The 24772-nt window shown below is 42.9% G+C and carries 21 protein-coding genes; 10 read left to right on the top strand and 11 right to left on the bottom strand.

Annotation, left to right across the window (positions count from 1 at the left end):
- The first annotated feature begins 126 nt into the window (after positions 1–126).
- The gene (locus CWD77_RS06185; protein ID WP_101072429.1) at positions 127–861 is read left to right on the top strand and encodes a hypothetical protein; all 735 of its coding nucleotides are present in this window, start codon (positions 127–129) and stop codon (positions 859–861) included.
- Between the two features lie 13 nt (positions 862–874).
- Here the strand turns inward: CWD77_RS06185 and CWD77_RS06180 are convergent, their stop codons facing one another.
- The gene (locus CWD77_RS06180) at positions 875–1336 is read right to left on the bottom strand and encodes a hotdog fold thioesterase (protein WP_206017952.1); all 462 of its coding nucleotides are present in this window, start codon (positions 1334–1336) and stop codon (positions 875–877) included.
- Positions 1337–1526: 190 nt separating this feature from the next.
- Between CWD77_RS06180 and CWD77_RS06175 the strand changes: the two genes are divergently transcribed.
- From CWD77_RS06175 to CWD77_RS06155, 5 genes are all read left to right on the top strand, one after another.
- The gene (locus CWD77_RS06175; RefSeq protein WP_101072423.1) at positions 1527–3314 is read left to right on the top strand and encodes an AMP-dependent synthetase/ligase; all 1788 of its coding nucleotides are present in this window, start codon (positions 1527–1529) and stop codon (positions 3312–3314) included.
- Between the two features lie 106 nt (positions 3315–3420).
- Positions 3421–5805 carry a 3-hydroxyacyl-CoA dehydrogenase/enoyl-CoA hydratase family protein gene (locus CWD77_RS06170; protein WP_101072422.1) on the top strand — a complete coding sequence of 795 codons (2385 nt, stop codon included), beginning with the start codon at positions 3421–3423 and terminating at the stop codon, positions 5803–5805.
- Between the two features lie 172 nt (positions 5806–5977).
- Positions 5978–7159 carry a thiolase family protein gene (locus tag CWD77_RS06165; protein ID WP_101072421.1) on the top strand — a complete coding sequence of 394 codons (1182 nt, stop codon included), beginning with the start codon at positions 5978–5980 and terminating at the stop codon, positions 7157–7159.
- A gap of 136 nt (positions 7160–7295) precedes the next feature.
- Positions 7296–7685, top strand: coding sequence for an endonuclease domain-containing protein (locus CWD77_RS06160; RefSeq protein WP_276307511.1), 390 nt, complete (start codon positions 7296–7298; stop codon positions 7683–7685).
- A gap of 74 nt (positions 7686–7759) precedes the next feature.
- Entirely contained in the window at positions 7760–8611 is an 852-nt protein-coding gene (locus CWD77_RS06155) for an SDR family oxidoreductase (RefSeq protein ID WP_101072419.1), read from the top strand.
- A gap of 18 nt (positions 8612–8629) precedes the next feature.
- Here the strand turns inward: CWD77_RS06155 and CWD77_RS06150 are convergent, their stop codons facing one another.
- From CWD77_RS06150 to CWD77_RS06125, 6 genes are all read right to left on the bottom strand, one after another.
- Positions 8630–9478 carry a hypothetical protein gene (locus CWD77_RS06150; protein ID WP_101072418.1) on the bottom strand — a complete coding sequence of 283 codons (849 nt, stop codon included), beginning with the start codon at positions 9476–9478 and terminating at the stop codon, positions 8630–8632.
- A 66-nt stretch (positions 9479–9544) separates the two neighbouring features.
- Complete coding sequence (locus CWD77_RS06145) at positions 9545–9727, bottom strand: PspC domain-containing protein (protein WP_101072417.1); 183 nt, start codon at positions 9725–9727, stop codon at positions 9545–9547.
- 147 nt (positions 9728–9874) lie between these two features.
- Positions 9875–10531 (bottom strand): energy transducer TonB, encoded by a 657-nt coding sequence (locus CWD77_RS06140; protein WP_101072416.1) that lies wholly within the window; start codon positions 10529–10531, stop codon positions 9875–9877.
- 16 nt (positions 10532–10547) lie between these two features.
- Positions 10548–11249 (bottom strand): energy transducer TonB, encoded by a 702-nt coding sequence (locus tag CWD77_RS06135; protein ID WP_101072414.1) that lies wholly within the window; start codon positions 11247–11249, stop codon positions 10548–10550.
- A 137-nt stretch (positions 11250–11386) separates the two neighbouring features.
- Positions 11387–13363, bottom strand: a complete 1977-nt coding sequence (locus tag CWD77_RS06130; RefSeq protein ID WP_101072412.1) for a TonB family protein — start codon at positions 13361–13363, stop codon at positions 11387–11389.
- A 3-nt stretch (positions 13364–13366) separates the two neighbouring features.
- Positions 13367–13744, bottom strand: a complete 378-nt coding sequence (locus tag CWD77_RS06125) for a BlaI/MecI/CopY family transcriptional regulator (protein ID WP_101072405.1) — start codon at positions 13742–13744, stop codon at positions 13367–13369.
- A 136-nt stretch (positions 13745–13880) separates the two neighbouring features.
- Here CWD77_RS06125 and CWD77_RS06120 point away from each other — a divergent pair, with 136 nt between their 5' ends.
- The 4 genes from CWD77_RS06120 to CWD77_RS06105 all read left to right on the top strand — a co-directional run bounded on the left by CWD77_RS06120 (position 13881) and on the right by CWD77_RS06105 (position 18648).
- Positions 13881–15446 (top strand): cryptochrome/photolyase family protein, encoded by a 1566-nt coding sequence (locus CWD77_RS06120; protein WP_101072403.1) that lies wholly within the window; start codon positions 13881–13883, stop codon positions 15444–15446.
- A 1062-nt stretch (positions 15447–16508) separates the two neighbouring features.
- Positions 16509–17720 (top strand): 2'-deoxycytidine 5'-triphosphate deaminase, encoded by a 1212-nt coding sequence (locus CWD77_RS06115; RefSeq protein WP_101072401.1) that lies wholly within the window; start codon positions 16509–16511, stop codon positions 17718–17720.
- A gap of 23 nt (positions 17721–17743) precedes the next feature.
- The gene (locus CWD77_RS06110; protein WP_101072400.1) at positions 17744–17950 is read left to right on the top strand and encodes a (2Fe-2S)-binding protein; all 207 of its coding nucleotides are present in this window, start codon (positions 17744–17746) and stop codon (positions 17948–17950) included.
- Positions 17947–18648 (top strand): RsmE family RNA methyltransferase, encoded by a 702-nt coding sequence (locus tag CWD77_RS06105; protein WP_101072399.1) that lies wholly within the window; start codon positions 17947–17949, stop codon positions 18646–18648. The genes CWD77_RS06110 and CWD77_RS06105 overlap by 4 nt, the downstream gene beginning before the upstream one ends.
- A 37-nt stretch (positions 18649–18685) precedes the next feature.
- Here CWD77_RS06105 and CWD77_RS06100 read toward each other — a convergent pair whose 3' ends face one another.
- From CWD77_RS06100 to CWD77_RS06085, 4 genes are all read right to left on the bottom strand, one after another.
- Positions 18686–20560 carry a S41 family peptidase gene (locus tag CWD77_RS06100; RefSeq protein WP_101072398.1) on the bottom strand — a complete coding sequence of 625 codons (1875 nt, stop codon included), beginning with the start codon at positions 20558–20560 and terminating at the stop codon, positions 18686–18688.
- Positions 20561–20698: 138 nt separating this feature from the next.
- The gene (gene hslU, locus CWD77_RS06095) at positions 20699–22111 is read right to left on the bottom strand and encodes an ATP-dependent protease ATPase subunit HslU (protein WP_101072397.1); all 1413 of its coding nucleotides are present in this window, start codon (positions 22109–22111) and stop codon (positions 20699–20701) included.
- Positions 22112–22115: 4 nt separating this feature from the next.
- Complete coding sequence (hslV, locus tag CWD77_RS06090; protein ID WP_101072395.1) at positions 22116–22667, bottom strand: ATP-dependent protease subunit HslV; 552 nt, start codon at positions 22665–22667, stop codon at positions 22116–22118.
- A gap of 38 nt (positions 22668–22705) precedes the next feature.
- Positions 22706–24433: an Rne/Rng family ribonuclease gene (locus CWD77_RS06085; RefSeq protein WP_101072394.1), complete on the bottom strand. Its 1728-nt coding sequence runs from the start codon at positions 24431–24433 to the stop codon at positions 22706–22708.
- Positions 24434–24772: the final 339 nt, after the last annotated feature.

Below are 24772 nucleotides of genomic sequence, written 5' to 3'. Positions count from 1 at the left end.
TTTTCCGGAACGGTTTCAACTTTGGATGATCTGAATTATCAAAACAAAAAATATTGTCTTGACAAAATTCGCCCGTTTTTATAGCGTTTAATAGCTATCTCAATCAATCATCGCAGGAGGTTATCTATGAAGGAAGGTTACAATCTTTCAATAGATCTGTTTACAAATGTTCAAGATGATGTTGAAAAACGGAAGTATATCATCTTAGGTGAACTCAAAAAGATCTCTGAGGAGTTTCAGTTCTACAAAATATATCCACACCTGAGTCATCTTGTTGAACTGCGGAAACTGCTAAAAAATGTGGTAGCGCGTCTGGCCGATCTACGATCAAAATTTCCTAAGAGGATCAGCAAAATCGACTGGGTGAACCGCACGATTGAACACGAAGTGATTTTCACCAGTGGAACCGATATTTCAGCAGTGGAGGATTTGATTAACTGGGCGCTTCCGCACATCGAAAAGGTGATCGAGGAGGGAGTAGCTATTCATGAATTTGTAGAGAGTGAGCTCACCGTAGAGCAGGTTGGAATTTTGCCGAATTACAAAGATGAAGGCTATCTGTTTGTGCCCGACAATCAGAAAAAATCATTAAATCTCTTTCGGTTCGAGGTCTCCATTTTTCAAAGTGCTGAAGATCAGTATCGAGCCTTAAAAACTAAATTTTTAAAACACCTGGAGCAGGATCGGGTAAAGCTATCTCCAAATTCTATAAAGCTGGATCTTATCCGGTCACATGCCGAATTGCCGAACCCGGCAACTTATGCATTTGCCACAAAACTTGATTTCCCCTTCAATCATACCATTTTTCCTGTAGCGAAAAGGAGACTGATGCATATTTTAAGTGATGAAATGGAAAAATGAGTGTAATCTGATTTTATGCTCTCTTGTTCTGAATAATAGCCAGTGTACATCTGGAAATGCTTACCAGTTTGCCAGACTCAGTTTCAATGCGTGTTTCCCAAACCTGCGTTTGTGCTCCGCGATGAATCGGTTTTGCAATTCCTTTTACTTTTTGTCCAATTCGGACAGCTTTGATGTGATTCGCGTTAATTTCGAGCCCCACGGCCGTTTTGGAATCATCGGTTAAATTAAGCCACGCTCCAATTGAAGCTAATGTTTCTGCAAGAGCAACAGAGGCGCCACCATGAAGTATTCCGAATGGCTGCACAGTATTTTCATTTACGGGCATTTCAGCAATCATTTCTGTTCGGCTGAATTTTTTGAATTCTATTCCCAAAGCATCCCCCATATTTTTTTTATTACCGGAAATCATATGTTCTGCTTTGTCTCTGATTTCGTTTTCAATTTCAATATGGGAGTGGTTATCACTGTTCATAAAAAATAGATCGATTTTGAATACTTAGGTTGTGTTAGCCGACAGGTAAATAATAGGAATCATTTTGGTTGTCTGTAAGAATCTTTTAAAGAATTTTTAGATCAGATTTTTAAAAGTCGTTCGAAAGTGTAAATTAATAGGGTAACAGTGTTAACCTCCTTATTTAGCCATTAAATCAAGGTTTTGAGTTATGAAATATAGTCCTACCACACTACCGGACCTCCTGGATAAAGGATTGGAAAAGTATACAGACAGCAGATTTGCTGTGACCAAGCGGAATGGAAACTGGATAAAAACTTCAAAAATAGAGTTTGTAGAGAAAGTCCGGAATTTTGCGATGGGGCTTTATGAGTTGGGTGTAAGGCCGGGTGATAAGGTGTCTATTCACTCAGAAAACTGTGCCGAATGGATTATCTGTGATTTGGCAATCTTAAGTATAGGAGCTGCGAATGTACCAATCTACTCCACGCAGCCGGGTGACCAGATCAAATATATATTAGAGAATTCGGAGGCAAAGGTTCACATTGTTTCTGATGAGGAGATGTTTGCTGAAACAAAATCGCTTATTAAAGATGTGAAAAATGTAAAGGCCATTATTTCTATCCATCAAACAAAGCATAAAAAACTAAAACTCTTTGATGCAGTTATTAAGTCCGGACAGAAATATGCGGAAGAGAATCCGGAACTGTTTGATCAGTTAAAGAGTGAAGTAAAACCGGACGACATTGCTACACTGATCTATACATCCGGAACAACAGGAGTTCCCAAGGGAGTGATGCTGACTCACAATAACATTGCATCCAATGTACAGTATTCCTTAGATCGCTTGCCATTTGAAGAAGAGAGGTTCAAAGGTGAGAATGTTCTTTCGTATCTGCCGCTTTCGCATGTTTTTGAGCGAATGATCGACTACATGTATGTTGCGATGGGAAGTGAAATCTACTACATCGAAACAATTGATGAGATCAGGGATGATTTCTTGTATGTGAAACCATTCTTCCTGGCTACGGTGCCACGTTTACTTGAAAAAATCCAAACCGGGGTAAAAGTTCGTGGACAGGAATTTTCGGGGTTGAAAAAGAATCTTTATTACTGGGCGATTTACAGGACCGAAGAGTATGACCCGGAGCACCCACCAACCGGATTGGAGGCAATAAAACATAAAATTGCAGATAAACTGGTTTATAGTAAAATCAGGGATATGTTTGGAGGAAATCTGTCCGGTGTTGTAAGCGGAGGGGCTGCGCTATCACCGGAAGTGTTTCAATTTATGAATGCAATAGGCATAATCTGTGTGCAGGGTTATGGATTAACCGAAACCTCTCCGGTAATTAGTGTGCAAAATCCGGGTAACATGAGAATTGGGACATCCGGTAAACCACTGGAAGATGTTGAGGTAAAGATTGCTGAAGACAAAGAGATTCTGGTACGCGGACCAAATGTTATGAAAGGATATTACAACATGCCGGAACAAACGGCCGAAGTTCTAAATGAAGACGGTTGGTTTAAAACCGGCGATATTGGAAAGTTAGATGACGATGGCTTCCTTTATATAACCGATCGAAAAAAATCGATGTTTAAACTTTCGACCGGTAAATACGTGGCACCGCAAAATATTGAAAATAAGCTGATCAACAGCGGTTATATCGACCAGGTTGTAGTGATCGGTTATCAAAGAAAATTCTGTTCAGCTCTCATTGTTCCAACATATGATAATGTTATCAAACGATTGAAAAGAGATCGATACACACCCGAAAAGCCATATTCAAAAGATGATAAGGTTAGGGAATTGATTCAGAAAGAGGTAGACAAAACGAACAAGGAATTATCTCCATGGGAACAGGTAAAAAAATTCGTTCTGCTTGAAGAACCTCTATCGATAGACAGTGGTGAGCTTACTCCAACCATGAAGGTGAAGCGTTCGGTAGTGAAAGAGAAGTATGATGAAGAGATCGAATCTATGTATCAGGAAGAGTAGTGGGTATGTAGTAAAAAGTAGATGGGCAATGGACCAAATATAATCCATCTACCAACTATCAATTCCCACCTGCCACAGACCAATTTCCATCAAAAAAGTTAAAAACATGACTCAAGACAAAGAGATTAAGGCTACTAAAAACATCCAAAACGTTCTTGTACTTGGCTCCGGTGTGATGGGCAGCCAGATAGCCGCACACTGTGTGAACGCCGGATTGAATGTAAAACTGCTGGATCTGAAATCAGATGATCCGGAAAGACCGAATAAAACGGCCGTAGAGAGTATTCAGAAACTGACCAAGATGAATCCGGCGCCTCTGGCCAATCCGGAGTGGGCGGATAGAATTACGCCGGGAAATTTTGAGGACAACCTGAAGTGGGCCGCCAATGTCGATTGGATCTGCGAGGTGATTGTGGAACGGATGGACATCAAAAAGGAGATGATGGCCAAACTGGAGAAAGTACGCAAGCCGGGCACCATTGTCAGTTCTAACACCTCAGGCCTGCCAATTTCGGAGATCAGCGAAGAAGTTTCTGATGAGTTTAAAGCGCATTTTCTGGGAACGCACTTTTTCAATCCGCCGCGCTATATGAAGCTGCTGGAAATTATCCCGACCGAAAGTACGGATGATGCGGTAACCAAATACATGACCGGATTTTGCGAAAAAATTCTCGGCAAAGGAACGGTAATCTGTAAGGACACACCCAATTTTATTGCCAACCGAATTGGTGTTTTTTCGATGGCTTCTATTATGCCGTGGTTTTTTAATGGGGAATTCAGAGCTGAAGAGATCGACTTTTTAACCGGAACCCTTACCGGCTACTCTAAAGCTGCAACATTTCGTACCGCAGATATGGCCGGACTCGACGTGTTGCATCACGTGGCCGAAAATCTCTATCCCGCTGTACCGGATGATGAACGGCGGGAGCTCTTTAAAGTACCCGACGGATTCAAGAAAATGGTGGAGAAGGGCGCTCATGGAAATAAGAAGGGTCACGGGTTTTATAAAAAAGTGAAAGGAGAAAAAGGGAACGAGTACCACGTGATTGATCCCGAAACGTTTGATTATGAGCCTCAGCAGGATGTAAAATTTGAATCAGCCGATAAAGCTAAAAAGGAGTTTAAAACCTCCGGTGAGCGATTGAAATATTTGGTGAACCGGGATGATAATGCGGGAAAATTCCTGTGGGAGATTCACTGTGACCTATTGCTATATTCCGCCAACCGTATCCCTGAAATTACGGATTCAGTGGAGGCAATCGACAGGGCGATGCAGTGGGGCTTTAACTGGGAACTTGGCCCTTTTCAGCGCTGGGACGCGATCGGTGTGGAGGAATCGGTCAAGCGTATGGAAGAGGAGGGAAGAGACGTTCCTGATTCTGTGATGAAGATGCTCAAGAGCGGCCGGAAATCATTCTATAAAGATGACGGAACGGTGTACAATCTCGCAACCGGTAAGGCAGAAGATCTGACGCCGCCTGCGAAAGGAGGAGTCACAGCAGCCTCGCTTAAACGTAATGGCAAGGAGGTTTGGGGCAACAAGAGTGCCGGATTGTACGATATGGGTGATGGAATCGCGCTGTTTGAATTCCGCACCAAACAGCAGACGCTCGGTTTCGAATTGGTTCAGTCCGTTGATAAGGCAGCCGGGATTGTGAAAGAACAGTTTGATGCAATGGTGATTGGCCACGATAACGAAAATTTTAGCTATGGAGCGAACCTTGCTGAGGCGGGTCAGGCGCTGAAGAGTGGTGATTTTGACAAAGTAAAAGAGGCTGTGGAAAATTTTCAGCGGGTAGCGGTTGGACTGCGATATCTGCCGTTTCCGGTGATTGGTGCCGTATCGGGCCGATGTTTTGGCGGGGGTGTGGAGTTTATGATGCACTGCGACAAGGTGGTGGCTCACCACGAGTTCTACTGTGGACTTGTAGAGTTGGGTGTGGGATTGATTCCGGCCGGTGGCGGAACCAAAGAGCTGCTTTTGAGGGCAATGAGTAAAGTCAATGAAGAGGAGGATGCCGATCCGTTGCCATACCTGAAAGATGCATTCAAAACGATTGGAATGGCGAAAGTTTCCGACAGTGCTGAAAAAGCTAAACAACTTGGATACCTGCGCGATACCGATCTGATTGTAATGAACCGGGATCTGCTGCTGGCTACTGCCAAACAGCAGGCGAGGTCAATGGCGGATGCGGGATATCGCCCACCGGCAGAGCCGAAGATCAAGCTGCTTGGGCAGACCGGAATGAGTGTGCTGGAAGTAACACTTTACATTATGACAGAGGCACGATGGGCGTCACCGTATGATAAAGTGCTGGCCGGAAAAGTAGCCAAAATCATGACCGGCGGCGATCTCAGTGAAACCCAGGAAGTGCCCGAATCATATGTACTGAAACTCGAGCGTGAAGAAATCCTGAAGTGCTTTCAGGATGAACGGACACACAAGAGGATGGAGCACATGCTGAAGACCGGGAAACCGCTTAGAAATTAGTCGTGATAAAGTCCCCTCTTGAGAGGGGATTTAGGGGTGTGTTGAATTGTGTAGTGAGTCAACGATGAACACACCCCTCGGCACTATGAACCGCGCTTTGCGCTTTCATAATACCTTTTCCCCTCTCAAGAGGGGACTTTTGAATCCTAAACTTTTTTAAAAAACCAGAACCATGGATAAAGAAATCGTCATCGTAGCTGCGAAGCGAACTGCTTGTGGAAAGGCCAATAAGGGATCTCTTCGGTTTACCCGGCCGGACTCGCTGATGGGAGAAATCATCAAGGATTTGCTGAAATCAGCCCCGAGTGTGAAACCTGAGATGATTGAGGATGTCATTGTGGGATGTGCCTTTCCGGAGGGCTCCCAGGGGATGAATGTGGCACGTCAGGCTGTCTTTATGGGCGGATTGCCCGATTCAGTTCCGGGAATGACGATCAATCGTTTTTGTTCATCCGGTCTGCAGACGATCGCCATGGCAGCGGAAAGAATCATGGCCGGCGGAGCGGATATCATGATTGCCGGCGGAGTGGAGAGTATGAGCCAGGTTCCGATGGGTGGAGTTTCATTTCAGCCCAATCCGGAGCTTACAAGAGAACGTCCTGAAGTGTACATCAACATGGGGCTGACGGCGGAGAATGTTGCAGACAAGTACGGAGTGAACAGGGAAGATCAGGATCAGTTTGCATTGAAAAGCCATCAGAAAGCGGTCAAGGCGTGGGAAGAGGGCTATTTTGAGGAACAGATTACACCGATTGATGTGGTTCACAAATACGTCACGGCTGACGGACAAGTTGCCGAGGAAAAATTCACTTTCAAACAGGATGAAGGTCCGAGAAAAGATACAAACCTTGAAGCTCTTGGTGGTTTGCGGCCGGTTTTCAAACAGGGTGGAAGTGTGACGGCAGGAAACTCCTCACAAATGAACGACGCGGCTGCCGGTGTTTTAGTGATGAGCCGGAAAAAAGCGGATGAACTTGGGCTGAAACCGATTGCAAAATATCACGGTTTTGCCGTGGGTGGCGTGGCACCGGAAATCATGGGTATCGGTCCGGTAGAGGCGATCCCAAAAGTACTCAAACAAACCGGGTTTAAACTTGACAACATTGATCTGATTGAGCTGAATGAAGCCTTTGCGGCGCAGTCACTGGCTGTGATTCGCGAAGTGGGGCTTGATCCAGAAAAAGTGAATGTGAATGGAGGAGCTATAGCAATGGGCCATCCGCTTGGATGCACCGGCGCAAAACTGACCACCCAAATTATCCACGACCTCCACCGACTCGATAAGCAGTTTGGAATGGTAACGATGTGTATTGGTGGTGGTATGGGCGCTGCGGGGATTTTTGAAAGAACATAGTAATTGGTTTATGGTAGATAGTAAATAGTTGATTGATCTTTGCACTTGGTATTGATTATTGAATGGAGAAGATTCTCCCCTCCTTCGCAAGGAGGGGCCGGGGGGTGATTGATGTTAAAGTTTAAGTTTAACTATCGTGCTAAATCCAAAAAAGACAAAGAAACAGCGCCAGTATCTTCGGAATAACATGACGAAATGGGAGGTCAGGCTGTGGAGTGATCTGAAGGGAAAACAAATGTTCGGGTTCAAAGTCCGGAGGCAGTACGGAATAGACAACTTTATTGTTGATTTTTATTGTCCGGAAAAATTGGCAATTGAAGTGGATGGAGATGTGCACTATTACCCGGATAAAGCTGAAATGGATAAGCGAAAGGATCAACGACTGCATGAAGAAGGAATTCAATTAATCCGTTTAAAGAATGAAGACCTGGAAGAGGATTATGATAGTACTGTGATTTATCTGGAAGATAAATTTAAAGTACGGGCTTATGAACTGCATAAACCGCTAAAAGTAGATTTTGATTGAACCACCCCTAAATCCCCTCCTTGAGAAGGAGGGGACACTTTCTGATAGAACTTCACATTAATAATTAAAAAATCATGTTTACAAACGATACACTCAATAACGAAGTTATCCTCATTACCGGCGGCGGAAGCGGGCTGGGACTCTCCATGGCGAAGAAATTTGCAGAGTTGGGAGCGGATATTGCCATTTGTGGCCGTACCGAAAAAAAACTTATTAAAGCCACGGAAACACTGAAGGAATACGGAACGGACGTTCGATGGTATACGGTGGATGTTCGGGAGTATGAGAAAGTGGGAGAGATGGTCCGGCAAATCGTCAAAGACTTTGGAAAGATGACCGGACTGGTAAACAATGCCGCGGGAAATTTTTTGAGCGCATCTGAAGATTTATCACCCGGTGGATTTAAAGCTATCGTAGATATTGTTCTCCATGGCAGTTTTAACTGCACCCACCATTTTGGAAACTATCTGATCGACAACAAACAGGAAGGAAATATTCTGAATATTGTAACTACATATGCCGAAGATGCCGGATCCGCGTTCGTGTTACCGTCCGCTTGTAGCAAAGCCGGTGTTCTGGCAATGACCCGATCACTGGCTTTCGAGTGGGGCACCTATGGGATTCGGGTCAATGCAATCGCACCCGGACCTTTTCCAACCGAAGGCGCATGGACACGTCTTTTTCCCAATAAAAAGTTTGAGAAAAAGTATCTCGAGAAAATTCCGGCGGGTCGCTATGGAGAGCACGAAGAACTGGCAAACCTTGCTTCATTTTTGATGAGCGATATGGCTCCATATATCACAGGGGAGACCGTCACTATTGACGGAGGAGAGAAACTCTCGGGCGGACAGTTTAATTTTATCGATTCGATAATGTCGAGAGGAAAGCTGAAAACGGCGTTTAAGATGTTGAAGAAAATGAAGTAGGTTCGTTGAGTTCAAAAATCACATTTTTCGAATCTGCTCATAAATTCTATTCACAATGATAGACGTTTGAAGTGCATCATAGGCATTATACAACGTATCCCTCTTGAGTTGGATCGATTTAATAAACTGCAATATTGAAATTTCTGCGGTCGATTTCGGGTCAAATTTTTTCGTCTCTACTTTAAGATTTCCAAAATCATTGATTCGGTAGAGTTGAACCAGCTGATGAATGGCATCACAATCAATGGCAACATTTTCATCAGAAATTGTTCTTTGATGGAGATTTGAGCTGCCCAAGGCAGAAAACTGAATGGAAGCAACGGATGAGTCTTCATATCGAAGAGTGATATTCAGTCCCAGTCGGATTTGATTGATCATCATGGGTTTTGCCTCGATTCTGTGAACATTTCCTCCAAGTCCTTTGATAATCCAGGCAACTTCGTCAATCCAGTGATGGTCAATTTCAGTTTGATCTACGGCTCCGGATACAAACTTAACCTCTCGTTTAATTTGAATCAGGTTCGGTTTTTTGATCTTCTGTTTCATCCATAATGAAGCCGGAGCCAGTGATGGCCAGTGGCTAAATTGAACCCTGACATTAGCTTCCTGTGCAGAATGATGTATTTTTTCAAGCGACTTTTTGTTCAGTGGAAGATGGGAAACCAGGTAGGAGTGAATTCCCAGCTTGATGAGTTTCTCCAGAGTGATGAGTTTCTGATCAGTATTATCAAGCAAAATTGCGGCATCAACACTATCCCGTGCAGGAATGGAGGGAGTAATGATAACTTCCGTTATGGCTGATAATTTTCTAAGGTGCTTTTCCCATGCCGAAGCACGGTTTTTTTCACCAAGGATGGCAATTTTCATAAGTAACCGCTTTTCATTCAATTAGTGAAAAGATGGTCAGCGGTAAGATATAATCCAAAAGGATTTTTAATCTGGCATGATTAGTGCCAGAATAAAATAGAACAGTACCATGGTTCCCACGGATGAGAATACAAGGATTAAGAAGATGATTCGCACGATGGTTGAATCCCATCCCAGGTAGTCGGCAATTCCACCACAAACACCTGCAATCATTTTATCAGTACGAGATTTTCTGAGCTTAGCCGGCATGATAGTTATCCTTCTAAATGAATTTATTTGTGAGCTTTAAGTTTTGGTACGTAATGATAGAGAAAGGGTTTCAAAAAATGCAGAAATAAATTTTCAGTATTCACAAATCGTATCATCTCCTAAACTCAAAAATTAAGTACAACTAAATCAACGGTTTCTGAAAAAGACGGGTGCTGTGAATTTGACCTGTACCGGAACTCCATCTATAATACCGGGCTTAAATTTCATCTTTTTTATAGCACGAATCGCCTCATGGTCTGCTGCTGAGTGCAGGGAGCGTGTAACGAATGGATCCTTCACATCTCCAAAACGAGTGACAATAAATTCTACCATAACTTGTCCCCCCAGTCCATTGAGCTCTTCCGGATAACGGACCTCAGACATCAGGGCATTCATTCCGCCGTTCAGTTCAGGCATTTCATCCCAGTCAGAAGCTGTGGGTTCCGGACTTTCGTAATCTGTAGAATGTTCCTTGAAGTGTTCACTGCCCAGCGCCCACAGAACGCGATTGTAAGAGATTGGGTCATCCTTAATTGTGGCAGCAATTTGATCTGCACTTTGATCAATTTTTTTTACGTCTTCCGGAGAGAGCGCTTCAAGTTTTTGAACAGTTACATCATATTGATTTTGAATCTCCTGGTTGAATCCTGAAAGTGTGATTGTATGATAAGAACTGTTTTCATCGGCCAGGTTAACCTCAAGATTCAGGGAATTTAGATTATTCTCTTGAACATTCGAACTGCTTCCGCAGCCGGTAATGAGCAGGCAGTAAATAAAAAGGAAGGGATTGAGATATCGAATCATTAGGTCATTTATTTGTTTATTCCCTGATAAATATAGGAGCGTTCATTTTCACTTTTACCGGTAATCCATTCATCATTCCAGGCTTGTACTTTGCAAGCTGAATCACCCTGATGGCTTCCCTGTTCAGGCTTTGATGTACACCTCCTACAACCTCCGGGTCCGTTACCTCACCGAATTCGTTGATTACATAGACAAGATCTACTCGCCCCTCAATTCCTGTTCCCTCCATATGAGAAGGATAGTGAACTTTTTTCTGCAGCTCATTAAAACTGCCGATAAGTTCGGGCATTTCGCTCATAATCAAGGATTCACCGTCTTGATGATCAGGTGTGTAATCAACGGCGTGGTTGCGATAGTGCTCCATACTGATCTGCCACAATACCCTGTTTAATGATTCAGGACGATTAAGAATTTCGACCTGAATATTTTTCTCTTCCGTACTTGAACTATCATCTACTGATACGATGTCATCCCACTCATGTCGTTCTAATCGTTGCAGCACTGATTTGTAGTCCTCTCCGCCATCATCTTGAAATCCTTCTATTTGAACTACATAATTGTCATCATTCGATTGAGGGCTTTCAACATTGAGATTGAGATGATCCAGATTTCCATCTGTTAATTTCTCTGAACTGCTGCACGAAGAAAAAATCAAAACAATCAGGAGAAATGAGATAACTGTAAAAATTGCACAGGTTATATTTCTAGGAATAGCCATAGAGTTCTTTTGGGTTTACCGATAAATAGATAGACAGAGAATACACAAAATCAGGAAAAACAAAAAAGCGAAACCCCGTGAAGGATTTCGCTTTTGAAAAGAATCGGAAACCGACTCTTCAATCCGCACGCTATGGCTCAGCGTGTGATACTCAATGAAGCTTTCTCGTAACCGATGTAAGTGAAAATCAGCTCATATTCTCCGGACCCATCGGCGTCGATCGAGAAATTCCCATCCATGTCTGTTGATGCACCTACATCGGATCCAGCAATCGTAATATTTGCACCGGCAAGTGGCTGCCGGGTTTCACCATCCAGTACGGTGCCGCTAATTTTTCCATCGTCATTATTAACCTCTACAATCATTCTCTTTTCCATCGTTTCAGGAGATTCAACCTGTGCTGACCCACCTGAGCTGTTTTCAACATTTCCGTTTTCTTCATTACCAAGCTTGAACATAATCGGAAGTGAATACTGAATTCTCACGGGTCTACCGCGCTGCATTCCCGGTTTGAATTTTGCCTGACTTACAACTCTGAGTGCTTCTTCATCCGCCCCTCCACCAATACCACGGATAATTCTTGGATCATCAACATTCCCATTTTCATCCACGATAAACTGGACATATACTCGTCCTTCAATTCCGGCTCGCCGGGCCATATCGGGGTATTGAATTTGCTGTTGAAGTGACTCAAGCCCACCTATCAGTTCCGGCATTTCCTCAACGACTACAAAGAAATCATCTTGCGGGGAGGATTCACTGTTTTGAGCAGTGAGTGATTCAGGTGCAACGGGATTCATCCCCAGCGCTTTGAGTGTATTATTGTAGGATTCGGCGTCCAGTTTGGTTCTGACTTGGATGACACCTTTTTCACCGCGAGAGCCAAATCGCTCTACGGCTTGCTCACCTTTCCAGACTTGGATGGCATCGATATGTTCGGGTTCCAACATTCGCAGTTGTTCTAGTTTGCTTTCGTGGCGGTTTGCCTGCTCTTCCTCGCTCATATAAATGATGATTTCATGATAGCCCTGCTCTCCAGTTTTGTCAATGTTTGTCATCAAATCGAGTTCTTCTTCATCAAACACGTTCTGTGTCTGCATATCGGTGCAGGCCATGGCAAGTGCTGTTGAGATGAATATGACTCCCAGTATCATAAGGCTGGTGCGTTTCGGTATAGGTTTGGTTTTGGATTGTTGAGTAATCATCGTGATCCTCTTTTTAAGGTTTGAAGATTCCTGAGCCATATTTACGGAAAGTTCTTTATTGAGATTAGGCATCGGTATCAGCTCAAGCAGCAGTGAAGCGTACTCTTTTCGCGATACGGATGCTTCACTCAGTACAATATTGTCGCATCTCATCTCCCTGTACTCCACAAGTTCACGCTTGAGACGGTGTACCATCGGGTGAAACCAAAAAACTGCTTCGGTCAAAATGACCATCAGATGAGAGGAAAAGTCGTGCTGTGTGATGTGAGTCAGTTCATGCCGTAGTCCGAGGTTTAATTTCTCGGGTTGACTCTTCAGCGAATCGGGAAGTAGAATCACAGGTTTTCTAAAACCAAAAGTGACCGGAATAATCTCTGAACTCAGGAATGCCACCTGAACATTTTTACCTGTAGCCAAAGCTAAACCTCTGTTTTCAGGAGATAAAGCTGTCACTTCGGATATTGGCATGTAGTTCAACGATTTGCGCAGTTTTTTCAGGTTTATGGCGTGCATGCAAAATCGGATCAGGAAAAATATCATACCTGATAAAAAGATAGCGACAGCCAAAGATTGGACTATCACCATAAAAGGAATTCCGGAAGACTCCTCAACCTGAGTAAACGAGATATCTATTGGGCTGATCACGGTAATCATGGTCAATCCCTCACCTGCAGAAGCTGTGATCCAGTCTGAGATATAATGAATGGATGCCAAAGAGAGGAGCCCGGCAGGGAGAGAAAAGATCAGGGCCAGACGTGTGTGATACTGGTAGATCGGGTGGACGTTTTCAAACATTTGCAGGAATAACCATACACCAAAACTAATAACTGTCCAGATAACAAGTGGCAGCCAGATAGTTTCAAAAACAAGCTGTGCAAATTCGGAAAGTTGAAAGATGAATACATCCATGGTTTAATCCTCCAGATTATCAATCAAATTTTTGATCTCTTCCCGCTCTTTCGCCGTAAGGTTCTCTTTATTAACCAGTGCCTGAACAAGATCTTTAGTGGAGCCTTTAAAAACCTTATCTACAATTTCGTGGACCAGATTTCCGCGAACTTCATCAGGATTTATGGCAGCACTGTAAATGTAACTGAGCCCCTCTTTTCGATATTTGAGGAATTTTTTGTCTGCAAGGTTCTTCATGATGGTCATTACTGTGGTGTAAGCTACCTCTCGGTATTCAAGCATTCTTTCACGAACATCAGCAACTGAGGCTTCTTCCAGTTCCCAAACGTGGTGCAGAATTTCCATTTCAGTTTCTCCAAGCGGTGTGAGTGATCTGCGCATATTTAAAGGGCTAAGTTTTTATTCTACGAATAAGTCAGTACTAAATAAGTAGTAATATAAATGAAATGCAAGAAGGAAATGATTTTTTAATAGAAAATGTGATATCTGCAATCAAATCAATAAAAAATGAATATCGATGTCCCGACCATTTCTGCAAAACATTGATCAGACAATCAAAAAGCCATATTTAAAAAACTTTGATCATGCAATCTTTATTCTACACGATCAGCTTAATCTGGATTCCTGGCCGGATTGGGTAAAAAAAGAGAAACCTCTTCTTATTTTTATGGAGAGCGGCGATAAAGGCAGAGAGGTTCCGCATCACAAGAAGAAAGCCGTATATGTGTTGAGCAGTATGCGCCATTTCGCACTTGAATGTGCAGAAAAGGGTTTTGATGTGCTCTATCATTCTACGGCCGGACATTTTGATGACGGACTGAAAGAAATACTATCTCAGTTTGAAGGACAGCTGACGTTTATGACTCCGTCTGAGTGGGATTCCAGAGAGAGATTGCGAAAAGTGGCCGGTGAGTTTGGTGACAAGGTTGAAGAGATTCCAAATAGTTTTTTTCTGGCTGATCCTGAGGAGTGGAAAGAGAAGATTGAGCCCGGTTACCGGATGGAGTATTTCTATAGGGAGATGCGCCGCAAGACAGGCTATTTGATGAACGGTGACGAGCCGGAAGGAGGGGAGTGGAATTACGACGAGCAGAATCGCGAGTCACTTCCAAAAAATCACCCGGTTCCGGAAATCAAACGATTTGAGCCGGATGAGATTACAAAAGAAGTCATTGCGATGGTCAACGACTATTTCCCGGACAGCTTTGGGAGCTCTGAAAATTTTGGTTACGCCGTTACACGAGATCAGGCACTTGAGCTTCTGGATCAATTCATTAGTGAGCGCCTGGATCAGTTTGGTCCGTACGAAGACGCTCTGAAAACCGGGAATAACACGCTGTTTCATTCACAGCTGTCCATTTACATGAACAATGGCCTGCTTACACCTACTGAGATTTGTGAGAAGGCCGTAGAGAGCTACCGGAAAGGCAATGCACGACTCAATTCAGTTGAAGGGCTTGTGAGGCAAATTATCGGGTGGAGGGAGTATATCCGTATCTATTATGAGGCGATGATGCCTGATGTTCGGAATGCAAATCACTTTGGATTTACAGAAAAACTGCCAAAAATGTATTGGACCGGGGAAACCAAAATGAAGTGCATGGAGCAGAGCCTGAAACCGGTATTTGATGAAGCCTATTCGCACCACATCCAACGGCTGATGATCCTGAGTAACTTCAGCAATCTGACGGAAACAGATCCGCGAGAATTGGAGCGATGGTTTTTAACCGCGTACGCCGATGCATATGAGTGGGTGGAGCTTCCGAATGTACTTGGAATGAGCACATTTGCAGATGGCGGTGTTTTAGCCTCAAAGCCGTATGTGTCGAGCGGGAATTATATTAACAAGATGAGTGACTACTGTAAAAATTGCGAATACAGTGTGACAAAAAAGACGGGGGAGAAAGCATGCCCGTTTAACTACCTTTACTGGAATTTCGTGGATAAACAGAGAGAGACGTTCAACGACAGCGGTCGGGTGAATTTTATGGTGAATATGTTTGATAATAAAAAGTCGGATGAGCAGAAAAAAGAAATTCGGGAATCCACAGAGATTTTTTTATCAAGTCTTGAGAGAGGGTGAAATGGTGGTTTAAAACAAGGTTTTTGTATTCCGCCTCAATTCAAACCTGTATCTTAAACAATCTCTCTGTTCGGCGGAGGATATGGGTATTCGCTCCGACCTTGGGTTGAAACCCAAGGCTATAAGCAGGTCACTCCTACGGAGTTATTGCACATACTAGAATACAATTATCTGAAGAAAATTTTGGTGAAATCCATTTTAGTTAAATGCTTTGGTTTAATACTTTTAACGTGATTCATAATCCTTAATCAAATTTTATTCCCATCATCCCATCGGGATGTAACATGGGTAGAGCAGGAAGGAGCAAAAAATTTGTCTGCCGAACAGAGGGCTAAATTCAAGAAACAATCGGAATTGAGGCATTAAGACGCTGAACCTTGTTGTGAAATCAATAAGCACTTTTACTTACCCTCTCAACTCCAATCAACATTTCAGACCAATCTCTCTATTCGGCGGGCAATTTGAGAACCGATGGGTACTTCTACCCATATTTTGTCCCTACGGGACAACTTGAAAACACATTAATTCCAGGGTTTCAAAACAGTTACAATAGTATGATTATTGGTTTCAATAATTTTATTGACTCAAATTAAACATCTAAAAGTAGGAATTAGGATTTACAATCTACATCCCATCGGGATGTAACATGGGTAGAGCAGGAAGGAGTAAAAAATTTATCTGCCGAACAGAGGGCTAAATTCACAAACCAATCTGAATTGAGGCAGTAAGACGCTGAACTTTGTTGTGTAATAAATATGTACTTCGACCTACATTCTCTTCAACTCAAATCAACAATTCAAGGCAATCCCATTATTCAGTAGGGATTTAAGGTTTTACTCAAACCTTGAGTTGAAACCCAAGGTTATAAAAAGATAACTCCTACGGAGTTGATGATATCCTGACAACGGTTTTTATACGTACCACTATTTGTGAATGAAAGAGAACAGAGAGGACAAAGGGGGAATCAAAAAGAGACAGGTCATGTATTCTTCATCAAACAAAATTTAGCCTTCAAAAACGATCATAAATTGTTAACTTCGCATCATTAAATGAATAACGATTATGAGCACAACTACCAGCGAAGTAATATTGCGAACAAAGGGCATTTTACCCATACAAAAACTGAAGGTTTTAAACGAAGCCGGGGTGATTACCGGAGTAGATGGTCATCCAATTCAGGAAGATCAGTTTCAGCCTAATTCTATTGATCTCCGACTAGGTGAGAAAGCGTATCGTGTGCGTAGCAGCTTTTTACCGGAGAATGAAACGGTTCAGCAAAAAATTAACAAACTACATCAATACAGCTTCTCCATCGAGGATGGTGCTGTATTGGAGCCTAATTGCGTTTACATCATTCCGCTTCTTGAGAAGCTGAAAATGCCCGCATCTCATTTTTCTCCACAAAAGAAATTGTTCAACGGGAATGGAGACCAATCTGTTCGACTGGTATCTGCAGAAAACTTGACGGCAAAGGCGAACCCGAAAAGCACAACGGGCCGACTCGATATCTTCACTCGGGTTATTACAGATTATTCCCATCGTTTTGAAGAGATAGAACCCGGATTTGAGGGAAACCTCTACCTGGAAGTTGTGCCGAAATCCTTTCCGATCAAGGTTAGGACCGGTCACCGATTAAACCAGCTTCGTATCCGTCATGGTCATACGGTTTTGACCGATCAGGATCTGCTTCGTGTGCACTCGGGTGATCCACTGCTATTTGATGAGTCCGGAACTCCGTTGCCTCTTGATGAGGTGAAAGTAAACAACGGACTTTTCTTAAGTGTGAATCTCCATAGTAATGAGAACGATGTTTTAGGCTATAAGGCGAAAAAGCACCGCGATTTAATCGATCTGGATAAGATCAACCATTATGAGGTTTCGGATTTTTGGGAGCCCATTCGATCCGCAAGCGAAGATCACCTGATTTTAGAACCGGAAGCATTCTACATTTTCGCATCCAAGGAGAGATGCCGGATTCCAAAACATCTGGCAGCGGAAATGATTGCTTACGATACAGGTTCAGGTGAACTTCGAACACACTACGCCGGATTTTTTGACAGCGGATTTGGCGGGTCTGCAGAAGATGGCGGTGCTCGCGCTGTGCTTGAGGTTCGATCGCATGATGTGCCATTTTTGATTGAACACGGTCAAACTTTTTGCAGTATGAATTTTGAACCGAACAGTGAAATTCCGGACATTATTTATGGATCAGATATCAAGAGTAACTATCAGGGACAAGGTTTGAAACTGGGTAAGCATTTTAAACAGAAATAGATGTTTAACAAAAACGCTCAAACATGAAAGTTGATCGATGTATTTGCCACGAGATCTCTTTCGCTGAAATAAAGCGTATTGCAAGGGAAAAAGGAATTAAGAGCTTGGCAGAGATTCAGGAGAAAAAAATAGCGTGTACAAACTGCAAACTTTGTACTCCATATGTTAAACTCGTTCTGGAAACGGGAGAAACAGAATTTGATCGAAGTGCCCGATATTTGAAACGATGAATCTTTTCTATACTACCCCGGATTTAGTTACTCCCAAACTGTTGCGTCTTACAGATCAGGAAGCGAAGCATGCAACACGTGTTTTAAGGATTAGAACCGGTGATCAGATATTTGTAACCGATGGGAATGGAAAGTTGTTCAATTGCAGTGTTTCTGAAATTCACAAAAATGATGTGACTTGTGAGATCCTTGATGTGACCCTTGAAGAGAGAAAAAGTCCATATATAACTTTAGTTATTGGGTTGATCAAGAAGAGGGACAGGCTCGAATTTGCAGTCGAAAAATGTGTGGAACTTGGAGCTGATGAGATCATTGTTTTCAGAGGGGATCATAGCGAGAAAGGAAATGTTCGGTTAGACAGGGTGGAGTCTACAGTTCTATCTGCCATGAAACAGTCTCTGCGATTATTTCTGCCAAAAGTAAGTTTTGCCAAGGATTTATCCGCTGCGATTGACGCAAGAGGAAAATCAATGTCATTGATCTATGCTGATGAAACGATTGATAAAGGAGAAACACAACATCTTTTAGGCGATCAACTGATGTTGGTTGTTGGGCCGGAGGGCGGTTTTTCAGAGTCGGAGAGATCAATTCTGAAAGAGAGAGGAGGAGTGGCATACTCTCTGGGTGAAAAACGACTCCGAACAGAAACAGCTGCAGTCACAATAACGGACAGATACAAAAACGGCCTGCTATTGTAACAGGCCGTTTTAAAAAAGTTTATAAAAAGCTGAGAAGTTATTCCATTCTTGCAGCTTGCGTAGTTGCAAAAGATTCCAACTCTTTAACTTCATCCCACAGCTTAATTGCTTCGGTCAGTGTCTCATTGAAGTAATCATTCACAATAGGGTAGAAATACTCACTGCCCCAAACCTGTCGGGCAATTTCAGCTTTCATTCTGCCGTAGTTCATCCACACAAGGTCATCATACATCTCCTGTGTCAATCTCAGGGTATTGTCCTCAACTTCAGGTTCTTCCAGATCATCAACGATTTCCAGTCCTTCATCCTTCATCAGAGACAGGAAGGTCTCTTTATCGGATTCACTCCATTCAAAATCGTTTCTGAATGCCTGAAAATCACTTTCCCAGTCTTCTCGGAACTCTTCGCCTTTATCATCGAGGAAGTCACGCACAAAGTTGAAATCAACCCGATTTACTAACATAAAGTTAAAAAGGTATGGTGAGGATGTCGTATCCTGTTGAACAACTATATCCGGTACAATTCCACCTCCACCAAATACGGGTCTTCCGGCTTCGGTAGTGTATTTTAATGAATCCGGTACCTGATCTTTGAATTCTTCCGCATCGACAGCAGGGTCAGATGACCGGTGAATAAACTCAAAAGCATAGTCTTCGCTTTTTCCATCGAAAGGTTTTTGAATAAGTCGGCCGGATGGTGTTAAATAACGGGAAATAGTTACCCGGATGTTACTGCCATCGATCAGTTCATACTGCTGTTGAACCAATCCTTTACCGAACGTTCTTCGTCCCACTACCAAACCGCGGTCGTGATCCTGAATAGCGCCACTTACAATTTCACTGGCTGAAGCAGATCCTTCGTTGACGAGCACAATAACCGGAATGTCCATCAAAACACCATTTCGGCTAGAATAAACTTCCTGATTAAAGCGCGAATGTTTACTGTCGGTAGAAACCAATTTCGTATTACGTGGGAAAAACTCTTCAGATATGGCAATAGCCTGGCTCAGATAACCACCGGGATTATTTCTGAGATCTAAGATAATACGATCCATTCCCTGCTCTCGTAAGGTATCAACTGAAGAAAGAAACTCCTCATGAGTTGTAGCTGCAAAACGGTTTATTTTTACATAGCCGGTTTGTTCATCAACCATGTAATCTGTATCAATTGTGGTGAGGGGAATATCATCCCGTTCAATCGTAAAATTGATCGGATTTGAATTTCTTGGGCGAAGGACTTCCACGTCAACTTTTGTGCCTTTTTCACCACGAAGCCGGCGCATAACATCTTCGTTATCGTAGCCTACCGCACTGGTGTCATCAATAGAGATAATACGATCTCCTGACATGATTCCAAGCTGGTCGCTCGGTCCACCGGATATTGCTGTGATCACGGTAATGGTATCCTGAATAATATTGAACTGAATACCAACTCCTTGAAATTTTCCTGCAAACTCTTCTTCAATTCTCTCACTATCGTCTGGCTCAATGTAAACGGAGTGAGGGTCAAGAGTATCCAGCATTTCACGGATTGAATTATCCGTAAGCTGTGACATATTCTCATCAGGGTAGTTGTTTGCTACATAGAGATAGGCCTCTTCAAAACTATTATAAGAATCTCTGAGGTTTTGAACGGTTTTGAATTGCGTGGTATCAATCGGAGTACCCGAAATATCCAGCGTACTGTCCTCAATACCGTTTACTAACCCGGCTAAACTGCGTTTGTACAGGAGATCTATAGAGGTGTCACCAAAATAATTATCCAAAACCCTGCGCTGTACCTGCAGGTATTTGTGTAAATTTTCCTGGTGTTTATCATTACTTACGATCACTTTATCCACACCGGCAAGCCATACGGCAGACAAAATCATCAATAAAGCGAGTTGAGGAGCGAGAAACTTCTTCACAGACATCGGTATTTTGGTTCAGTATTTAATATGTAACGGAGAGATTACTCAAAGAGTATAATCATCCCTCTGCAGAGATACTACCTAATATCTAACGAAAATTGAACTAAAACGTTTCTTTTGTTTTAGCATTAAATTTTCTTTTTACAAGATATAATGACTTAAATCTTTGTCTTTTACCAATCCGGAGAGCTGTTTCTGTACATACTCCCGGTCGATATTAATTTCACCGGACTGAATATCATCCGGAACGGCAAACAGCAGTTCTTCGAGCAGTGACGATAAAATCGTGTGAAGCCGTCGGGCTCCGATATTTTCAACCTGCTGGTTCACTTCTGCGGCTATCTTGGCAATTTCGCGAATAGCATCTTCCGTAAACTCTACCGTAACGCCTTCAGATTCAAGCATGGCTTGATACTGCTTCGTCAACGCATTTTTTGGCTGAGTCAGAATATTAAAGAAATCTTCTTCAGTTAAAGAGTTCAGTTCAACACGTATTGGAAAACGGCCCTGTAGTTCAGGTATCAGGTCTGATGGTTTAGATACATGGAAAGCACCAGAACCGACAAAAAGGATATGATCGGTTTTAACGATACCGTGTTTTGTATTTACCGTACTCCCTTCAACAATGGGGAGGAGATCGCGCTGAACACCCTGCCGGCTTACTTCTCCGCTGCCTTTACTGCTGGATGATGAATCACTTGCTACTTTATCGATCTCATCAATGAATACAATTCCTTGATTTTGAACTCTTTCCAAAGCTTCCTGAACAGCTGCTTCGTGGTCGATCAATTTTTCAGCTTCCTGCTCAAGCATTATTTCACGGGCTTCGCTGATAGGAAGTGTACGCTTGGTTTTTTTGCGTCCCTTGGTCAGGTTCCCAAGCATATCCTGCAGGTTAACTCCCATCTCTTCCATTCCCTGCGGGCCAAAGACCTGCATCATCGGGGTTTTGGAGGAATCAACTTCAATTTCAATATCACGATCTTCGAGGTCACCATTCTTAAGTTTTTCTCTGAAACGCTCTCGGGTACGTTCGTTTAACTCTGCATCGGAAGCATTATCAGGGTTAAACCCAACTTCTCCGGTATTTGCAGCAGTTGTTGATGTTGGACTTTTTTTACGAACAGGAGGGATGAGGATATCGAGTATCTTCTCTTCCACAATCTCTGCGGCTTTCCCTTTAACGCGCTCCTGCATTTCCATTTTCACCATGTTTATGGCGATATCTGTCAAATCACGAATCATAGATTCCACATCACGGCCTACATAGCCAACTTCTGTGAATTTAGAAGCCTCAACTTTAATAAATGGTGCACCGGCCAGTTTAGCCAATCGTCGTGCTATTTCGGTTTTACCTACACCGGTAGGGCCGATCATTAAAATGTTGTTCGGAATAATTTCGTCACGAATTTCAGGATCAGATTTTAATCTTCTCCATCGATTACGGAGTGCAATAGAAACGGATCGTTTCGCTTCTTTCTGGCCGATAATATATTTATCGAGCTCTGCGACGATCTGTCGCGGGGTTAAATTTTGTTGTTCTACTAACTTCATGTTACTACTCGTCAATTTCTAAAATGGTCAAATTATGATTCGTATAGATGCAGATATCAGCGGCAATATGCAGCGCTTTTTCAACAATTTCCTTGGCTGAAAGTTGTGGCGCATTTTCCTTTAATGCACGCGCGGCTGCAAGTGCATATGAGCCGCCACTGCCAATTGCCAGAATTTTGTCATCCGGTTCAATCACATCACCCTGGCCCGAAATGAGAAGGGGTGTTTCTTTATCTACAACGACCAAAAGGGCTTCAAGTTTCTGGAGGAATTTATCTTTTCTCCACTCTTTAGCCATTTCAACGGCTGCCCGCTGAAGATTTCCGTTATAGCTGTTTAATTTCTCTTCAAATTTTTCAAATAGTGTGAATGCATCAGCCGTAGAACCTGCAAATCCTGCTAATATGGTTCCTTTCTGCAGTTCACGAACTTTTTTAACTGTAGACTTCATTACAGTTTTGTCCAGTGTTGCCTGTCCGTCTGCTCCTAATGCTACTTTTCCGTTGTGAATAATTCCCAGAACGGTCGTGGCATGCAAATTTTTCAAATTTGTCATTTAATCAATTCTCTTTAATTCGGTGAAACTTAAATCTTTTAGTTGTTTTGCCGGGCTGGTCTCTTAGGACGACTTGGCCGCTTAGACTTACCATTATCATCGTCTTTAGAGTAATAGTCTACCTGTCTGGATATATCTGAGCCTTTATCCAGTTCTCTGCTCTGCTGCTCATGAGCTGCTAAAATTGTATCGAGTGAGTCTCCCTGAAGTACTACGTCTGTAATTTCAAGGTCAGATCCTGCAAGTGTAACTTTAAACTCGTTCAGTGATATCGTCTCATCTGCAATAAAAGTGAGTTTCACTTTGTACTTGAGCATCCATTTAAATCTCAGGCTGAACAGACCGCGTGTGAGATAAGATCTCAGGTACGGGTTGATGTAGATGTCGACAGCGCGATATTCCGTACTGTACTTAAATTTACTGATCCAGCTTTCAATATCGGTTACAATGGTATCCTGGCTTACTACAGAGCCTGAGCCACCGCACATCGGGCAGACTTTGGATACCGAGTTAACCACGCTGGGTCGTATTCTCTGACGTGTAATCTGAACCAAGCCAAAATCGCTCATGCCGATAACATTTGTTTTGGCACGATCTTTCTTGAACTCTTTCTTCAGTTCGTCATAAATCTTTTTGCGGTTTTTATCATCGCGCAGATCAATAAAGTCTACTACAATGATTCCACCAATGTCCCTTAATCGAAGCTGTTTAGCGATTTCGCGTGCAGCTTCCAGGTTGGTTTTGAGGGAGTTATCCTCTTGCTTCTCCTTCGCTGCGTAGGGCCCGGAGTTAACATCCACAACATACATTGCTTCTGTTTGCTCAAAAATAAGGTAACCGCCCGATGGCATTCGAACCCGCGGACTGAAGATGGAATTTACATCGTGACCTACGTTTACGTGATCAAAAATGTGATCCTTCCCTTTATAGAGCTGAACGCTCGGCAGCATTTTAGGCGCAATCTGAGATACATAGCTCTTGATGGATTTGTAAAGCTGATAATCATCAATCAGAACGCGGTCGTACTGTTTGGCAAACAGATCGCGAATCAAGCTTTCGGTAATATCCAGATCCTTGTAGAGAAGAGTTGGCGGTTTGGCATTTTCAAGCTTGTTGAGAATTCGCTCCCACTTTTTCAGAACGGTGCGCATGTCGTCTTCAAGAGACTCCTTATCTTGTCCTTGGGCAACCGTTCGTATGATTACGCCAAACCCATCAGGCAACATATCTCCTGCAATTTTCTTCAGGCGTCTGCGCTCTTTTCCATTATTGATCTTTTTTGAGATCGCAATGTAGTTCCCCATTGGGATCAGAACGAGAAATCGCCCGGCAATAGTAATATCGGTTGAAACACGTGGTCCTTTGGAACCGATCGGTTCCTTAACTATTTGAACAAGAATACGCTGGTTGTTCTGAAGCAGTTTACCTGCCAGAATCTGTTTGTCGTTATTGGATAGCTTATCAAATTTCTGAAGATCTTTATTGGCATCTTTGGAGATACTCTTAGGACCATTCATCATTTTGATATAATCACCGAGATGATCACCGGCATCAGAAAAGTGTAGAAAAGCGTCTTTTTCCATGCCAACATCGATAAATGCGGCGCGGATACCACTCATTACCTTATGTACGCGAGCCAGGTAGATGTCACCTACCGTTCGCTGGTTCTCTTCAGATTCTATAAAAAGTTGTGCCAGTTCTCCATTTTCCAGCAGTGCAACACGGGTTTGTTTGCCCGATGAGTGTATAATTATCTGGTTCTTCATGTAAGCGGTAAAATTTCATCAGCAATTCGCTAAGCTTACACTTCACAATCAAAAAGATCTGGTTTGTCTTGAAAAATGTTACATCATATTCCAGATGGGCATTTGCACGAGCAGAAGCCGAGCGAGCTGCTAAACAGTTAGAATTCTTGTTAGAAATAGGTGTGGGCGCTTTCTCAGGCCCGTAAATACCAAAATCTGAGAACGCGTCAGAGCGGCAGACCGCTTTGAGGCGAAAAATCAAATAAGGGGTGATATGTCGTAAAACTTTAAATATCAATATAGTAGTATGTCGAGTTCGCAGAAAAGTTTTCGAACTAGTCCAATGTTTAAATATAGCAG

Source organism: Rhodohalobacter barkolensis (assembly GCF_002834295.1).
Taxonomy (GTDB): domain Bacteria; phylum Bacteroidota; class Rhodothermia; order Balneolales; family Balneolaceae; genus Rhodohalobacter; species Rhodohalobacter barkolensis.
The sequence above is the reverse complement of the archived record's forward strand: the minus strand, read 5'-3'. Positions and strand labels throughout refer to the sequence as shown.

Bases quoted from the DNA above. Each gene is read 5' to 3' on its own strand.
- CWD77_RS06115 (WP_101072401.1), top strand. From the start codon at position 16,509: ATGAGCACAACTACCAGCGAAGTAATATTGCGAACAAAGGGCATTTTA.
- CWD77_RS06175 (WP_101072423.1), top strand. From the start codon at position 1,527: ATGAAATATAGTCCTACCACACTACCGGACCTCCTGGATAAAGGATTG.
- hslU (WP_101072397.1), bottom strand. From the start codon at position 22,111: ATGAAGTTAGTAGAACAACAAAATTTAACCCCGCGACAGATCGTCGCA.
- CWD77_RS06135 (WP_101072414.1), bottom strand. From the start codon at position 11,249: ATGGCTATTCCTAGAAATATAACCTGTGCAATTTTTACAGTTATCTCA.
- CWD77_RS06140 (WP_101072416.1), bottom strand. From the start codon at position 10,531: ATGATTCGATATCTCAATCCCTTCCTTTTTATTTACTGCCTGCTCATT.
- CWD77_RS06085 (WP_101072394.1), bottom strand. From the start codon at position 24,433: ATGAAGAACCAGATAATTATACACTCATCGGGCAAACAAACCCGTGTT.
- CWD77_RS06120 (WP_101072403.1), top strand. From the start codon at position 13,881: ATGTCCCGACCATTTCTGCAAAACATTGATCAGACAATCAAAAAGCCA.
- hslV (WP_101072395.1), bottom strand. From the start codon at position 22,667: ATGACAAATTTGAAAAATTTGCATGCCACGACCGTTCTGGGAATTATT.
- CWD77_RS06155 (WP_101072419.1), top strand. From the start codon at position 7,760: ATGTTTACAAACGATACACTCAATAACGAAGTTATCCTCATTACCGGC.
- CWD77_RS06180 (WP_206017952.1), bottom strand. From the start codon at position 1,336: ATGAACAGTGATAACCACTCCCATATTGAAATTGAAAACGAAATCAGA.
- CWD77_RS06185 (WP_101072429.1), top strand. From the start codon at position 127: ATGAAGGAAGGTTACAATCTTTCAATAGATCTGTTTACAAATGTTCAA.
- CWD77_RS06150 (WP_101072418.1), bottom strand. From the start codon at position 9,478: ATGAAAATTGCCATCCTTGGTGAAAAAAACCGTGCTTCGGCATGGGAA.
- CWD77_RS06165 (WP_101072421.1), top strand. From the start codon at position 5,978: ATGGATAAAGAAATCGTCATCGTAGCTGCGAAGCGAACTGCTTGTGGA.
- CWD77_RS06145 (WP_101072417.1), bottom strand. From the start codon at position 9,727: ATGCCGGCTAAGCTCAGAAAATCTCGTACTGATAAAATGATTGCAGGT.
- CWD77_RS06130 (WP_101072412.1), bottom strand. From the start codon at position 13,363: ATGGATGTATTCATCTTTCAACTTTCCGAATTTGCACAGCTTGTTTTT.
- CWD77_RS06105 (WP_101072399.1), top strand. From the start codon at position 17,947: ATGAATCTTTTCTATACTACCCCGGATTTAGTTACTCCCAAACTGTTG.
- CWD77_RS06110 (WP_101072400.1), top strand. From the start codon at position 17,744: ATGAAAGTTGATCGATGTATTTGCCACGAGATCTCTTTCGCTGAAATA.
- CWD77_RS06100 (WP_101072398.1), bottom strand. From the start codon at position 20,560: ATGTCTGTGAAGAAGTTTCTCGCTCCTCAACTCGCTTTATTGATGATT.
- CWD77_RS06125 (WP_101072405.1), bottom strand. From the start codon at position 13,744: ATGCGCAGATCACTCACACCGCTTGGAGAAACTGAAATGGAAATTCTG.
- CWD77_RS06170 (WP_101072422.1), top strand. From the start codon at position 3,421: ATGACTCAAGACAAAGAGATTAAGGCTACTAAAAACATCCAAAACGTT.